The 14,381-nt window shown below is 62.2% G+C and carries 17 protein-coding genes; 14 read left to right on the forward strand and 3 right to left on the reverse strand.

The window, feature by feature from the left end:
* Positions 1 to 9 precede the first annotated feature (9 nt).
* Positions 10 to 378, forward strand: coding sequence for a rhodanese-like domain-containing protein (locus AB5Y95_RS01715; protein ID WP_017765920.1), 369 nt, complete (start codon positions 10 to 12; stop codon positions 376 to 378).
* A 132-nt stretch (positions 379 to 510) separates the two neighbouring features.
* Positions 511 to 1,416: a lipoprotein NlpI gene (nlpI, locus tag AB5Y95_RS01720; protein ID WP_017765919.1), complete on the forward strand. Its 906-nt coding sequence runs from the start codon at positions 511 to 513 to the stop codon at positions 1,414 to 1,416.
* Between the two features lie 138 nt (positions 1,417 to 1,554).
* On the opposite strand, the gene AB5Y95_RS01725 is transcribed toward nlpI, so the two are convergent.
* Both AB5Y95_RS01725 and AB5Y95_RS01730 read right to left on the reverse strand, forming a co-directional pair.
* Positions 1,555 to 2,427, reverse strand: a complete 873-nt coding sequence (locus AB5Y95_RS01725) for a U32 family peptidase (protein WP_368159402.1) — start codon at positions 2,425 to 2,427, stop codon at positions 1,555 to 1,557.
* A gap of 12 nt (positions 2,428 to 2,439) precedes the next feature.
* Positions 2,440 to 3,435: a peptidase U32 family protein gene (locus AB5Y95_RS01730; protein ID WP_005299752.1), complete on the reverse strand. Its 996-nt coding sequence runs from the start codon at positions 3,433 to 3,435 to the stop codon at positions 2,440 to 2,442.
* A 189-nt stretch (positions 3,436 to 3,624) separates the two neighbouring features.
* On the opposite strand from AB5Y95_RS01730, the gene AB5Y95_RS01735 reads away from it, so the two are divergent.
* Positions 3,625 to 4,164 (forward strand): SCP2 domain-containing protein, encoded by a 540-nt coding sequence (locus AB5Y95_RS01735; RefSeq protein ID WP_025201837.1) that lies wholly within the window; start codon positions 3,625 to 3,627, stop codon positions 4,162 to 4,164.
* Here the strand turns inward: AB5Y95_RS01735 and AB5Y95_RS01740 are convergent.
* On the reverse strand, positions 4,111 to 4,527 hold the full coding sequence (locus AB5Y95_RS01740) for a hypothetical protein (RefSeq protein ID WP_010634300.1): 417 nt from the start codon (positions 4,525 to 4,527) through the stop codon (positions 4,111 to 4,113). The genes AB5Y95_RS01735 and AB5Y95_RS01740 overlap by 54 nt on opposite strands.
* A gap of 180 nt (positions 4,528 to 4,707) precedes the next feature.
* Between AB5Y95_RS01740 and trmJ the strand changes: the two genes are divergently transcribed.
* From trmJ to ndk, 11 genes are all read left to right on the forward strand, one after another.
* On the forward strand, positions 4,708 to 5,436 hold the full coding sequence (gene trmJ / locus AB5Y95_RS01745) for a tRNA (cytosine(32)/uridine(32)-2'-O)-methyltransferase TrmJ (RefSeq protein WP_065018567.1): 729 nt from the start codon (positions 4,708 to 4,710) through the stop codon (positions 5,434 to 5,436).
* Between the two features lie 93 nt (positions 5,437 to 5,529).
* Positions 5,530 to 6,033, forward strand: a complete 504-nt coding sequence (gene iscR / locus AB5Y95_RS01750) for a Fe-S cluster assembly transcriptional regulator IscR (protein WP_042050887.1) — start codon at positions 5,530 to 5,532, stop codon at positions 6,031 to 6,033.
* Between the two features lie 57 nt (positions 6,034 to 6,090).
* Positions 6,091 to 7,305, forward strand: coding sequence for an IscS subfamily cysteine desulfurase (locus AB5Y95_RS01755; protein WP_368159403.1), 1,215 nt, complete (start codon positions 6,091 to 6,093; stop codon positions 7,303 to 7,305).
* A 54-nt stretch (positions 7,306 to 7,359) separates the two neighbouring features.
* Positions 7,360 to 7,743 carry a Fe-S cluster assembly scaffold IscU gene (gene iscU / locus AB5Y95_RS01760; RefSeq protein ID WP_005299770.1) on the forward strand — a complete coding sequence of 128 codons (384 nt, stop codon included), beginning with the start codon at positions 7,360 to 7,362 and terminating at the stop codon, positions 7,741 to 7,743.
* Positions 7,744 to 7,758: 15 nt separating this feature from the next.
* Positions 7,759 to 8,082 carry an iron-sulfur cluster assembly protein IscA gene (iscA, locus tag AB5Y95_RS01765; protein WP_005299772.1) on the forward strand — a complete coding sequence of 108 codons (324 nt, stop codon included), beginning with the start codon at positions 7,759 to 7,761 and terminating at the stop codon, positions 8,080 to 8,082.
* Between the two features lie 121 nt (positions 8,083 to 8,203).
* Positions 8,204 to 8,722 (forward strand): co-chaperone HscB, encoded by a 519-nt coding sequence (gene hscB / locus AB5Y95_RS01770; protein WP_017787221.1) that lies wholly within the window; start codon positions 8,204 to 8,206, stop codon positions 8,720 to 8,722.
* A gap of 28 nt (positions 8,723 to 8,750) precedes the next feature.
* The gene (gene hscA, locus AB5Y95_RS01775) at positions 8,751 to 10,598 is read left to right on the forward strand and encodes a Fe-S protein assembly chaperone HscA (protein ID WP_368159404.1); all 1,848 of its coding nucleotides are present in this window, start codon (positions 8,751 to 8,753) and stop codon (positions 10,596 to 10,598) included.
* A gap of 1 nt (position 10,599) precedes the next feature.
* Complete coding sequence (fdx, locus tag AB5Y95_RS01780) at positions 10,600 to 10,938, forward strand: ISC system 2Fe-2S type ferredoxin (protein ID WP_010634296.1); 339 nt, start codon at positions 10,600 to 10,602, stop codon at positions 10,936 to 10,938.
* Between the two features lie 157 nt (positions 10,939 to 11,095).
* Positions 11,096 to 12,400: an aminopeptidase PepB gene (gene pepB, locus AB5Y95_RS01785; protein WP_017765911.1), complete on the forward strand. Its 1,305-nt coding sequence runs from the start codon at positions 11,096 to 11,098 to the stop codon at positions 12,398 to 12,400.
* Positions 12,397 to 13,680 (forward strand): aminopeptidase PepB, encoded by a 1,284-nt coding sequence (gene pepB / locus AB5Y95_RS01790; protein WP_010634294.1) that lies wholly within the window; start codon positions 12,397 to 12,399, stop codon positions 13,678 to 13,680. The genes pepB (AB5Y95_RS01785) and pepB (AB5Y95_RS01790) overlap by 4 nt, the downstream gene beginning before the upstream one ends.
* Positions 13,681 to 13,952: 272 nt before the next feature.
* Positions 13,953 to 14,381 carry a nucleoside-diphosphate kinase gene (ndk, locus tag AB5Y95_RS01795; RefSeq protein ID WP_005299787.1) on the forward strand — a complete coding sequence of 143 codons (429 nt, stop codon included), beginning with the start codon at positions 13,953 to 13,955 and terminating at the stop codon, positions 14,379 to 14,381.

Raw genomic sequence — 14,381 nt, forward strand, 5'->3', positions numbered from 1 at the left:
GAGCAAGCCATGCAACACAATCCCCGTTTTCTGGCGCTGGTAGAGGCCATTCGCCCCCATGTGCAGGAGACCGACGTGCACCAGATCAAGCGCTGGCAGGAGGAGGGGCGTACCTTTCACCTGGTCGACGTGCGGGAAGAGAGCGAGTGGGCCAGGGGCCATCTGCCGGGCGCGACCTACCTTGGCCGTGGCGTGATCGAGCGGGACATCGAGACCCGTTATCCGGATCCTGACACCGAGCTCTACCTCTATTGTGGTGGCGGATTTCGCTCCATTCTGGTGGCGGAGAACCTGCAGAAGATGGGCTACGGCCGGGTGGTCAGTGTGGATGGTGGCTTTCGAGGCTGGTGTGATGCCGGATACCCTGTCGAATCCTGATTTATTTGAGGGAGAGAGGCTCAGCCACATGACAAAGTGTCGGCTGACCTTTACCATATGCCGGGTCAAGCGTAAGCGTCGGAGTGTTCATTGAACGTCAGGAAAGGGATTGGATACCTCCTTGGTATCCTGTTGCTGCTCCCCATGTGGGGTTGCAGCAGTAGCAGTCAGGTTCAAACGCCTCAAGTTCCCAAGCCGCAACCCGCTTCACTGGTATTGGCGACCCCCCTGCAGGTCTCTTACCAGAGCGAGTTGGCGTTGGCGCGACTCGGGCAGATGCTCAGTGAGATGGAATTGACCACCGAGCAACGGGCCGAACTGTTTTATGAGCGTGCTGTCGTGTTTGACCGGGTAGGCTTGCGCTCTCTGGCGCGGCTGGATTTCAACCGTGCCCTGCGGGAGAAGCCGGATTTCGCCGAAGCCTACAACTTCATCGGCGTCTATCTGGTGCAACAGCAGAATTATGACGAAGCCTACGAGGCATTTGATTCCGCCCTCGAGCTGGCTCCCGATTATGACTATGCCTATCTGAACCGTGGTATTGCGCTCTATTACGGCAATCGCCCCGAGCTGGCCGCGGCCGATATGAAGCGCTTCTACGAGGCGCAGCCGGAAGATCCCTACCGGGTGATCTGGCTCTATCTGGCCGAGCAGAAGCTCAATGCGCCGGCCGCCATGAGCCGGATGCGCGAGCGGCTCAACAAGTATGACGACGACGCCTGGAACTGGGATCTGGTGCGCCTCTATACCGGCGAACTCAACGCTACCCAGTTGATGGGCAACGTGGTGAAAGGGGTGAAGGACAACCGGGAGCTCGCCGAGCGCCTGTGCGAAACCTACTTCTACCTCGGCAAGTTCGAGCTGGCCAGGGGCAATCGCAAGGAGGCCATCAGCTACTTCAAGCTGGCGCTGGCCAACAACGTGTATGACTTCATCGAGCACAGATATGCCCTGCTCGAGCTGGAGCTGATGGCGCGCAAACCCCTGCCGCCCGGCGCCCAGAGTGCCCAGGGCAAGAGCAGCAAGCAGGCATCCTGAGCTTGCTGACTGTCACTGCTTTGAACGATATGGAAAAGGCCTCATAGCGAGGCCTTTTTGCTGTTTGAGTGTCAGGTTTTACGGCGCCATTGCATCGGCATCGGCCAGTGACCACCGTGCCCGCCAGTAAGGGCGCAATTACTGCGCCAGCATCATGCCGGGGATCTGGCGCCAGTAGCCGTTGCAGTCCCGCTCCTGTTGCAGAGGCAGGGGGGCCTGACCCCGTTCGTTGGCCTTGAAGCGATCCAGCATCGTCAGGGTGTCCAGCCCCTCGGGGGAGAGCCGTACCACATCCACCAGTCCTTCCATGCCGGCCAGATCGTTGCCCAGGTTGTAGCAGTAACCGGACTGGGTCTGGATGCCGTTGAGGTTGAACACCTTCTGCCCCTCGCGACTGCTGGCGAGCCGGCCGGTGGGGTAGTCGATGCAGGCCAGTTCGCAGTTGTCCTTGGGCCGATCGAGTGAACGGGCGGTGAAGCAGCGCGCCGAATAGGCAAGCGGCAGGTGGCCGTAGGCGAACACCTCCACCTCGAACTGCTGACGGGCGCTGCCGAGATCCTGATTGAGCTGCACCAGCCAGTCGCGCGACAGCTCCACCGGCATCACCCAGCGCTGCATCCCCTGTTTGAGCAGCATGCGCAGCACCTCGGCGTTGTAGGCGTTGATGGCGGGACCGCAGACGAACGGCAGCCCGGCCTCGCTGGCGAGCTGGACCGCGCCCAGATCGTTGGCTTCGATCATCAGCTCGCCGTTGTCGACCAGCCGCTTCACCTCTTTGAGTTCGGAGGGGGCGGAGATGAGCGCCAGGGTGGAGAGCACCGCGTGCTTGCCGGAGCCCGCCACCTGACGGGCGAGGGCAATCCAGTCATCCGCTTTCAGTTCGCGGCGCTTGCTGCAGACTGTTTCCCCCAGATAGACGATGTCGGCCTGGCTTTGGGCGACCGCCTGATAGAAGGCCTGGGTGTCGGCCTTGGGCCAGTAGAAGAGCAGGGGGCCGAGAGAGAATTTCATGAACAGGGCTCCTTATTGCCACTGGCGATGATAGGCGCCGAGGGTGGTCTGGCTTCCCTCGGAGACGCGGGCGAGCTGGGCATCCCACTCGGCCTTGACCCGATAGGCCTCTGGGTTGGCCTGATAGGCGTCGATGGCGGCGCGCCAGACCCGGGTTACCTGCTCCACGTAGGCGGGGCTGCGTTGGCGCCCCTCGATCTTGACCGACTGGATGCCGGTCTGGAACAGCTCGGGCAACAGGCCCAGGGTGTTGAGGCTGGTGGGCTCCTCCAGCGCGTGGTAGGTCTGACCGTCCACCTCGAAGCGCCCCTTGCACAGGGTCGGGTAGCCGGCGTTCTCCCCCGGGCCGTAACGGTCGATCAGCACTTCGTTGAGGCGAGACTCGAGGCCGCTTGGGGTCTCCTCCCAGCGCACGAACTTGGCCGGTGAACAGGCACCGACGGTGTTGGGACTCTCGCCGGTCATATAGGAGGAGAGGTAGCAGCGCCCTTCCGCCATGATGCAGAGGCTGCCGAAGGCGAACACCTCGAGGCCGACGTCGGTCTCGCGGGCCAGCTGTTTCACCTGGTGCATGGAAAGTACGCGCGGCAGCACCACCCGGCCGACGTTGAAGTGCTGCTGGTAGAAGCGGATGGCGGCGGCGTTGGTGGCGCTGGCCTGCACCGAGACGTGCAGCTCCAGATCCGGGTAGCGGCGGCTGGCATAATCGAGCACGGCGAGATCGGCGATGATCAGGGCATCGGCTCCCAGTGCGGCGCCCTTGTCCACCGCCTGCTGCCAGCGGGCATCGGAGCCTGGGTGGGCGAAGGTGTTGATGGCGATGTGCAGTTTGCGGCCATGCTGGTGCACGTAGTCGACCGCTTTCTCCAGCTTGCTGTCGGTGAAGTTGAGCCCGGCGAAATGGCGGGCGTTGGTGTCATCCTTGAAGCCGATATAGACGGCATCGGCCCCGTTATCCACGGCTGTTTTCAGTGCCGGCAGACTGCCTGCCGGACAGAGTAATTCCATCGGTACGCTCCGAGAGGGCAAAAATGCAAAAAGTGGCCCGATTGTATTCACCGGCGTCCTTCCACTTTTTGACCTGAGGCAGCTTTGTGTGGCTTTACCCTTCTTGAGGTAAGTGGGCACAAGTTTGATTTCCAACAGGATCATGGCGCCGACCCTGTGTTTGAATGCGCAAAAAACTGGGAGTTCATCGTGTTCAAACAACTGCAGCATCGCCTGGTCGAACAGGCCCCCCGCTTCTTGCGCCACCCTCTCAAGCTGGTGCCCTTTGCCCTGCAACAGCATCTGATGGAGCGCCTGCTCGCCAGCGTCTTCAAGGAGGCCATCGCCGATGGCGACTTTGCATTTCTGGCCGGCAAGTGGCTCAAGGTCGAGGTATCGGATCTCGAGCTCTGCTGGTTCATCAGCGAGCAGGAGGGCAAGCTGGTGGTGGCCCGTCACTGTGAACAGGCCGATGTCTGCTTCAGCGGCAGCAGCAACGATCTCATCCTGATCGCCGGTCGCAAGGAAGACCCCGACTCCCTCTTCTTCCAGCGCAAGCTGAAGATTGAAGGAAATACTGAGCTGGGACTGGAGGTAAAAAACCTGATGGACAGCCTGGATCTGGACGGGTTGCCGAGCCTGGTGCGCTATCCGCTGATGGATCTCGCCACCTTTATCGAGCAGGCCAGGGCCAGCTCAGCGCAAGAGGCGCATTCTGCGCCGGCGGGTGGGGTGGCGTCTCAGCTGTGAGGCTAGCCCCTCGGCATGATGGCGATAGTGGTTGCGGGCCCACAGGCAGCGCAGGGCCCAGAGGCAGGGCAGCAGCGCCAGCAGGGCACCGGCGCCTTGCTGGCGTGACAACAGCAGACCCAGCACCAGCCAGAGGAAAGGTTGGGCCTCATAGAGCCACTCCGGCTGCAGCCAGACCTTGTTTGGGAAGATGACCAGATCGGTGCGCCGATAGCTGGAGCGCATCATCCAGCTGGCGGCCCCGGCGACAAACAGCAGCCCCCCCGCCAGCCAGAGCAGCGGGGAGTGGCTGAGCGCGATGATGCCGATGGCTGCCAGCAGATAGCAGGCCGGCAGCTTCTCATAAAGCCAGCGCGGGCACATGTTGTCTCCCCTCTTTCACCTTCCCATCCTTCAAGTTTAGCCCGCCCTTGTGCCCGCCTCATGCCGCTTTGTTCTACAAACCGGCGCGATAGTTGTGAAATGGAGCGCCATTTACGGTGCCAAAATAGCGATTGGCTATGTTACAATTGCGCGCCATTTTTGACTGAAGATTGACTGGGCATGTTGGATCAGATTCGTATCGTGTTGGTAAACACCTCTCACACCGGCAACATGGGGTCTGCGGCACGCGCCATGAAGACCATGGGCTTGAGTCAGATGGTGCTGGTTGATCCGCAAGCCCTGCCTGATGGCAATGCCAATGCATTGGCTGCCGGTGCCAGCGACATCCTGGCCAATGCCCGTGTCGTGGCGACGCTGGATGAAGCCATCGCCGATTGCGGCCTAGTGATCGGTACCAGTGCCCGTTCCCGCACCCTGAGCTGGCCCATGCTGGATCCCCGCGAAGCAGGCGAGAAGCTGGTGGCCGAGGGCATGCAGCATCCGGTGGCGCTGGTGTTTGGCCGTGAGCGTACCGGCCTCACCAACGACGAGCTGCAAAAGTGCCACTACCATGTGGCCATCCCGGCCAATCCCGAGTACAGCTCCCTCAATCTGGCCATGGCGGTGCAGACCCTCTGCTATGAGGTGCGCATGCACTGGCTGCAGCGGCAAGAGCAAGCCGTCGACAGCGGGATGGCAGTGGAGTACCCCAGTGCCGAACAGCTGGAAGGTTTTTATCAGCATCTGGAACAGACGCTGCTCAAGACCGGCTTCATCACCGATGACCACCCGGGTCAGGTGATGAACAAGCTGCGCCGCCTGTTCAACCGGGCGCGTCCGGAGGCGGTGGAGCTCAACATTCTGCGCGGCATTCTGACCTCGGTGCAAAAACCCAGGCCGCAGGATTAAACCCGACTGAATTACTCAACCATATACTTGACTGATTTAGTCGGGTATGTGACCATATGCCCATATTGATTGGTTCGCAAGACGGTAAGGCATATGAGACTGACCTCAAAAGGACGTTACGCTGTGACTGCCATGCTCGACGTGGCGTTGCATGCAGAGCAGGGGCCTGTGCCCCTGGCTGATATTTCAGAGCGCCAGGGCATCTCCTTGTCCTATCTGGAGCAACTGTTTGCCCGCCTGCGCAAGCATGGCCTGGTAAGCAGCGTGCGTGGCCCCGGTGGCGGCTATCGCCTCGGTCTGGCCCCGAATGCCATCTCGGTCGGTCAGGTGATCACCGCGGTGGATGAATCGGTGGATGCCACCAAGTGCCTCGGCAAGGGCGGCTGCCACGGCGGCACCCAGTGTCTTACTCACTCCTTGTGGCGTGACCTGAGCGAGCGGATCTCCAGCTTCCTGGGGGATATCACCCTGGCCGAGCTGGTTGATCAGGCGGATGTGCGCCGCATTGCCGGCAAGCAAGACGAACAGATGAAAACCGTGTTGTCCCTGGTTGAGCGGGCAGAACGCGGCGATGTGAGCTTGAAAGTCCAACTATAAACAAACGTGCTTTCCACAGCCGGTCGATGTGTGACCCAGGCTGTAACGGAGAAAAACATGAAACTGCCTATTTACCTTGATTATTCGGCAACCTGTCCGGTGGACCCGCGTGTCGCAGAAAAAATGATGCAGTGTCTCACCATGGATGGCCTGTTCGGCAATCCAGCTTCCCGTTCCCACCGTTTCGGCTGGCAAGCCGAAGAGGCGGTCGACCTGGCCCGTAATCAAGTGGCAGAGCTGATCGGTGCCGACCCGCGCGAGATCGTCTTCACCTCCGGCGCCACCGAGTCCAACAACCTGGCCATCAAGGGCGTCGCCCACTTCTACGCCGGCAAGGGCAAGCACATCGTTACCTCCAAGACCGAGCACAAGGCGGTACTGGATACCTGCCGCCAGCTGGAGCGCGAAGGCTATGAGGTAACCTACCTCGAACCGATGCCCAACGGCCTGTTCACTCTGGAGCAGCTCGAAGGCGCCCTGCGTGATGACACCATCCTGGTCAGCATCATGCACGTCAACAACGAGATCGGCGTAGTGCAGAACATCGCCGCCATCGGCGAGCTGTGCCGCTCCCGCAAGATCCTGTTGCACGTGGATGCAGTACAGAGCGTGGGTAAAATTCCGGTAGACGTGGAAGCGCTCAAGGTTGACCTGCTCTCCATGTCTGCTCACAAGGTATATGGCCCGAAAGGCATTGGTGCCCTCTATGTGCGCCGCAAGCCCCGTGTGCGCCTGGAAGCCCAGATGCACGGTGGTGGCCACGAGCGCGGCATGCGTTCCGGCACCTTGCCGACCCACCAGATCGTCGGCATGGGCGAAGCCTTCCGCATTGCCAAGGAAGAGATGGCGAGCGAGGGTGAGCGCATCATGGCCCTGCGTCAGCGTCTGTGGGACGGCATCAAGGATATCGAAGAGGTCTACATCAACGGTGACCTGGAACAGCGCGTGCCGGGCAACCTCAACGTCAGCTTCGCCTATGTGGAAGGGGAATCCCTGATCATGGCGCTCAAGGATCTGGCGGTCTCTTCCGGTTCTGCCTGTACCTCGGCCAGCCTGGAGCCCTCCTACGTGCTGCGCGCCCTGGGCCTGAACGACGAGCTGGCGCACAGCTCCATCCGTTTCAGCATGGGTCGCTTCACCACCGAAGAAGAGATTGATTACGCAATCAAGCTTATCCGTGACTCCATCGGTCGTCTGCGCGAGATGTCTCCCCTGTGGGAGATGTACAAGGACGGCGTCGATCTGAACACGGTCGAATGGGCTCATCACTGATCCTTGCCAAGAGAGCAAGTGTTTGGTGAACAACGGAATTAGCAGGAGTTAGATATGGCTTACAGTGAAAAAGTAATCGACCACTACGAGAACCCCCGTAACGTAGGCGGCTTCGACAAGAACGATCCCAGCATCGCTACCGGCATGGTCGGTGCGCCGGCCTGTGGTGACGTGATGAAGCTGCAGCTGAAGATCAGCGACGACGGCATCATCGAAGATGCCAAGTTCAAGACCTATGGTTGTGGCTCCGCCATCGCCTCCAGCTCCCTGGTGACCGAGTGGGTCAAGGGCAAGACCCTGGACGAAGCAGCCGGCATCAAGAACACCGACATCGCCGAAGAGCTGGCGCTGCCGCCGGTGAAGATCCACTGCTCCATTCTGGCCGAGGATGCCATCAAGGCCGCCATCGCCGATTACAAGCAGAAGAAAGGTCTCTAAGGTCAGGAGCGCAGTATGGCCATTACCATGACAGATGCCGCAGCGGCACGGGTTTCCTCTTTTCTGGCCAACCGTGGCAAGGGCATCGGCCTGCGCCTCGGCGTCAAGACCACCGGCTGTTCCGGTCTTGCCTACGTGCTCGAATTTGTCGACGAGCTGGCGGATGAAGATCAGGTATTCGAGCAGGACGGCGTCAAGATCATCGTCGATGCCAAGAGCCTGATCCACCTGGATGGTACCCAGCTGGACTTCGTCAAGGAGGGCCTCAACGAGGGCTTCCAGTTTAACAACCCCAACGCCAAGGGCGAGTGTGGTTGCGGCGAAAGCTTCAGTGTCTGAGATGTTTGCTACACCTGATTGCGCATGTGTTGAACCGGCCGGCCACGGCCAGTTCAACCACGCCGTCCCGTTTGCCGAGGGCGAGCAGGACGGCGGTCGCATCAGGGTCTAAGAGGTCTGCATGAATCATTTCGAGCTGTTTGGGCTGGTGGAAGGCTTCGAGCTCGATACCCGTCAGTTGGCGGATACCTACCGTCAGTTGCAAACCCAGTTTCATCCCGATCGTTTTGCCACGGCTCCCGAGCGGGAACAGCTGGCCGCGGTGCAACGTGCCGCCCAGATCAACGATGCCTTCACTACCCTCAAGGCGCCCCTGCGCCGAGCCGAGTACCTGCTCTCCCTGCGTGGTACCGATATCCGCGGCGAGCAGCAGACGCTGCAAGATCCCGCTTTTCTGATGCAGCAACTGGAGTGGCGCGAGCGGCTGGCCGATCTGAAAGGCGAAGCCGACCCTGAGCGGACCATCAAGGATTTTCGCCAGGAGATCAGGCATGATCACCAGCAGTTGATGCAGCAGCTGACCCTGAGCCTCGCCACCGGCGATGATCAGAAGGCCGCTGACTGCGTTCGCAAGCTCAAGTTTGTCGACAAGCTCCTCGAGGAGCTGGAACGATTCGAAGACTCCCTGTTCGAGTCTTGATCCTTTAACGCTGGAAGTTTGATTACCCATGGCATTACTGCAAATCGCCGAGCCCGGCCAGAGCGCCGCACCTCATCAGCACAAGCGTGCCGTCGGCATCGACCTTGGCACTACCAACTCGCTGGTCGCCGCCGTGCGCAGCGGTCAGGCCGACACCCTCTGTGACGAGCAGGGGCGTGATCTGCTGCCCTCCGTCGTGCATTACCAGGCCGATACCATCCGGGTCGGCTTCGATGCCAAGCGTGAGGCAGCCCTCGATCCCCACAACACCATCGTCTCCGCCAAGCGGATGATGGGCAAGGCGCTGGCCGACATCGATACCCGCCAGCAGCCCTACGAATTCGTGGCGGCCGACAACGGCATGCCGCAGCTGCAGACCCGTCAGGGGTTGGTCAACCCGGTGCAGGTCTCGGCCGAGATCCTCAAAAAACTGGCCGAGCGGGGCGCCGCCGCCCTCGGTGGCGATCTTGACGGCGTGGTCATCACAGTGCCCGCCTATTTCGACGACGCCCAGCGCCAGGGCACCAAGGATGCGGCCAGACTGGCCGGTCTGCACGTGCTGCGTCTGCTCAATGAACCGACCGCCGCCGCCATCGCCTATGGTCTCGACTCCGGTCAGGAAGGGGTGATCGCCGTCTATGACCTGGGTGGCGGTACCTTCGACATCTCCATTCTGCGTCTGCATCGCGGGGTGTTTGAGGTGATGGCCACCGGCGGCGACTCGGCCCTCGGTGGCGATGATTTCGATCACCTGCTGGCGGACTGGCTCAAAGAGCAAGCCGGGTTGTCCGGTCAGCTCGATGCCCGTACCCAGCGCGAGCTGCTGGACGCTGCCGCCGCCGTCAAGCACGGCCTGACCGATGCCGATGCCGTTGCCTGCGCCTTTGCCGGCTGGCAGGGCTCTGTCACCCGCAGCCAGTTTGACGAGCTGATCCAGCCGCTGGTCAAGCGCACCCTGCTGGCCTGTCGCCGTGCCCTGCGCGATGCGGGTCTCGAACAGGAAGAGGTGCTGGAAGTGGTGATGGTCGGCGGCTCGACCCGGGTGCCGCTGGTGCGCGAGCTGGTGGGGGAGTTCTTCCAACGCACGCCACTGACCAGTATCGACCCCGACAAGGTGGTGGCCATCGGTGCCGCCATCCAGGCCGACATCCTGGTGGGCAACAAGCCCGATGCCGAGATGCTGCTGCTGGACGTCATTCCGCTCTCTCTGGGCCTTGAGACCATGGGCGGCCTCGCCGAGAAGGTGATCCCGCGCAACACCACCATTCCGGTGGCCCGCGCCCAGGAGTTCACCACCTTCAAGGATGGCCAGACTGCGATGGCGATCCACGTGGTGCAGGGCGAGCGCGAGCTGGTGGCGGATTGCCGATCCTTGGCCCGTTTCACCCTGACCGGCATTCCGCCCATGGCGGCGGGGGCGGCCCACATTCGCGTCACCTTCCAGGTGGATGCGGACGGTCTGCTGTCGGTCAGCGCCATGGAGAAATCCTCCGGCGTGCAGGCCGAGATCCAGGTCAAGCCCTCCTACGGGCTGGGGGAAGACGACATCCTCAGCATGCTGAGCGCCTCCATCGCCAATGCCCAGCAGGACATGGACGCCCGCATGCTGGCGGAGCAGCAGGTCGAGGCCGACCGGGTGGTCGAGAGCCTCAACGCCGCTCTGGCCGCCGATGGCGAGGCGCTGTTGAGCGCCGCCGAGCGGGCCGAGCTGGATGCTGCCATCGCCCATCTGCTGACCATGCGCAGCACGGGTACCACCAACCAGATCAAAGAGGCCATCGAGGCGGCGGACGCTGCCAGTGGCGAATTTGCAGCCCGCCGGATGGATGCCTCCATCCGCAAGGTGCTGACCGGACAAAACGTCAACAAGGTGTAATATGCCAAAACTGATTATTCTGCCCCATCCCGAGCTCTGTCCGGACGGCGCGGCCCTCGAAGGCACGACCGGTGAAACCATTCTGGACATCGCGCTGCGCAACGGCATCGAGATCGAGCACGCCTGCGAGAAGTCCTGCGCCTGCACCACCTGCCACTGTGTGGTGCGGGAAGGGTTCGACTCCCTCGAGCCGAGCGACGAGCTGGAAGACGACATGCTGGACAAGGCGTGGGGACTGGAGCCGGAATCCCGTCTCAGCTGCCAGGCCAGACTGGCGGACGAGGATCTGGTGGTGGAACTGCCCAAGTACACCCTGAATCTGGCGTCTGAGCGCCACTGATGACCCCTTAATTACACATGAGTGAATTGCGCGTGCAGCATCTCGTGGTGCAGTAATGATATGGTGAAGGCCGTGACCCTTGAGGGCGCGGCCTTTTTTGTGCCCGCGATTTCCCTATTCGTTGATGAAAGTGCCAATAAAAAGGAAGCAAGAGAACATGGCTGACATGATGAACGTACGGTTGTCTTCCCAGGCTGCCGCCGCCCACTGGGGCGAGGGTGCCCTGCTCAGTTTCAACGGCGACGAAGCCCATCTCCATCTGGGCAGCGGCGGCCAGGAGAAGGAGGCGCTGCGCGCCATCCAGCGCGGGGCCAGACGCCTCGAGTCGAGCGGCATCAAGCGCGTCAAGCTGGTGGGTGAGGGCTGGGATCGGGAGCGTCGCTACGCCTTCGCCCAGGGCTTCTATGCCGCCAAGGGTGTGCGCGAGCTCGACTTTGGTGAGCAGTCAGCACAGGAGGCCCGTGAGCTGGAAGCCCTGCTCAAAGCGGCTCGCTGGGTGCGCGAGGTGACCAACGGCTGCCCGCAGGAGATCTATCCCATGAGCCTGGCGGAGTCCGCCCTGCTGCTCATTCGCAGCCTCGCCGGTGACAAGGTGACCGCCCGCATTACCGCCGGGGAGGCGCTGCAGGAGGCCGGTCACATCGGGATCTGGTCGGTGGGCCGTGGCAGCGAGCGCGAGCCGGTGCTGCTCGAGCTCGACTACAACCCGACCGGAGATGCCAACGCTCCCGTGCTGGCGGCGCTGGTGGGCAAGGGGATCACCTTCGATTCCGGTGGCTACTCCATGAAGTCCTCCGACAACATGCTGCCGATGAAATCCGACATGGGTGGCGCCGCCATGGTGACCGGCGCCCTGGCGCTGGCCATCAGCCGCGGCCTCGACAAACGGGTCAAGCTGATACTCTGCTGCGCCGAGAACCTGGTCTCCGGCCACGCCTTCAAGCTCGGCGACATCCTCACCTATCGCAACGGCATCTCGGTCGAGATCCAGAACACCGATGCGGAAGGCCGTCTGGTGCTGGCCGATGGCCTGCTGGCCGCCAGCGAAAGCGGGGCAGCCTACATCCTCGACGCCGCTACCCTGACCGGCGCCGCCAAGACTGCGCTGGGTCGCGACTACAACGCCGTGTTTGCCCTCGATGAGGCCGAGCAGGCGCGCGCGCTGGCGGCCGCCAAAGCCGAAAACGAGCAGGCCTGGGCGCTGCCGCTGGAGCCCTGGCACGCGGGCCAGCTCACCTCCGCCTTTGCCGAGCTGGGCAACGTGGCCTCTGCCGAAGGCACCGCTGGCGCCACCACGGCAGCCGCCTTCCTGTCGCGCTTCGTGCGTGATGAAGGCAAGGGCTGGGTGCACCTGGACTTGGCCGCTTCCTATCAGAAGTCGGGCAACGATCTGTGGGCGACCGGGGCCAAGGGCCACGGTCTGCGCACGATTGCCCGCTGGTTGCAGGAGGTGGGCGCATGAACGTCTGGTTGAGCCGAGAATTTGCGCCGGCCGAGTGGGGGGAGGGGGCGCTGCTCTCTCACCGCGCTGATGGCATGGTGATCCATCTGGTGACCGCCACCCCCTTGCTGGACATCCAGCAGGCGGCGCGGCGCCTGTGCAGCCAGGGGATCCAGCAGGTGGTGCTGGCCGGTCACTGGGAGCGCGAGCAGCAGTGGGCCTTTGCCCAGGGGCTGCAGACACCCAAGGCGGAGGTGGCGCTGCAGTGGGCTACCTCGTCCGAAGAGGACAGGGAGGAGCTGGAAGCGCGCTGGCTGTGCGGGCGCTGGGTGCGAGAGATGACCAATGCTACCCCCGAGCAGCTGGGACCGCTGGAGCTGGCGGTCGAAGCCGCCGCCTTCCTCACCGAACTGGCCCCCGACAAGATCAGCCATCGCATCCTCAAAGGGGAGGCGCTGCAACAGGCGGGCTGGGTCGGTCTCTACCAGGTCGGTCGTGGCAGCGAGCGCGAGCCCGTGATGCTGGAGCTGGACTTCAACCCAGGCCGGGATCCCAAGGCACCGGTGGCCGCGGCCCTGGTGGGCAAGGGGATCACCTTCGACTCCGGCGGCTACTCCATGAAGACCTCCCAGGGCATGCTCACCATGAAGCACGACATGGGCGGCGCCGCCATCGTCACCGGCGCGCTGGCGCTGGCCATCCTGCGCGGCCTCGACAAGCGGGTGAAGCTTATCCTCTGCTGCGCCGAGAACCTGGTCTCGGGTCACGCCTACAAGCTGGGTGACATCCTCACCTACAAGAACGGCACCACGGTGGAGATAGTCAACACCGACGCCGAGGGGCGCCTGGTGCTGGCCGACGGTCTGCAACTGGCCGGGGAGTCGGGCGCGCCGCTTGTCATCGACGCCGCCACCTTGACCGGGGCGGCGGTGATGGCGCTGGGCGGACGCTACAACGCGCTGTTTGGCCTCGACAAGGGGCTGGTGAGCCGCGCGATGGCCTATGCGGATGCGGAGCAAGAGCCTGCCTGGCCGCTGCCGCTGGAGCCCTGGCACAGCCAGCAGTGTCCGTCCCACTATGCTGACACAGCCAACAGCCGCCCCGTGCCGGGTGGTGGCCCGGGCGGCGCCTCCAATGCGGCCGGTTTCCTCTCCCGCTTCGTGGGTAACGAAGGGCGAGGCTGGTTGCACGTGGATCTTGCTGCCTGCTTCAGCGACAACGGCGACAATCTGTGGGCACCGGGGGCCAATACCCTGGGGATGCGCACCATCGCCCACACCCTGCTGGCGGAGACCCGCTGAGAGAACCACATCAAGGGCACCTGAGGGTGCCCTTTCCCATATTGCAGAAGATGGGCAATAGCCAATGTTTCAGGGGGTTAGCATGGTGATCGTGCGCAAGCGCACATTTTTTCCTGCCGGCCTGGGCCAAGATGAGTGGTGATGTTGTTTTAGGGATGGAATTGTTTAATAAAAAGTTGCTTTTCTGTGTGTTATTTCGGTTTTTGTTTACGTATAATCGCCGCCGAACATGGATTCTAACAATAAATCTCTGTAGTTAAGGAAAGATCTCAATGGCCATCGAACGTACCTTCTCCATCATCAAGCCGGACGCCGTCAGCAAGAACCTGATCGGTGCCATCTACAACCGTTTCGAGAGCGCTGGCCTGAAAGTCATCGCCGCCAAGATGCTGCACATGAGCAGCGAACAAGCCGCCGGTTTCTACGCCGAGCACCAGGGCAAGCCTTTCTATGACGGTCTGGTCAGCTTCATGACCTCCGGCCCCGTCATGATCCAGGTGCTGGAAGGCGAAGAAGCCATCCGTCGTCACCGTGAAATCATGGGCGCCACCAACCCGAAAGAGGCCCTGGCCGGCACCCTGCGCGCCTGCTACGCCGAGAGCATCGATCGCAACGCCGTGCACGGCTCCGATGCGCCGGCCTCTGCCGCTCGTGAAATCGCCTACTTCTTCTCTGACGCCGAGATCTGCCCGCGCGGTTGA

This window comes from Aeromonas sp. R5-3 (genome assembly GCF_040908225.1).
GTDB classification, from domain to species: Bacteria; Pseudomonadota; Gammaproteobacteria; order Enterobacterales; family Aeromonadaceae; genus Aeromonas; species Aeromonas dhakensis.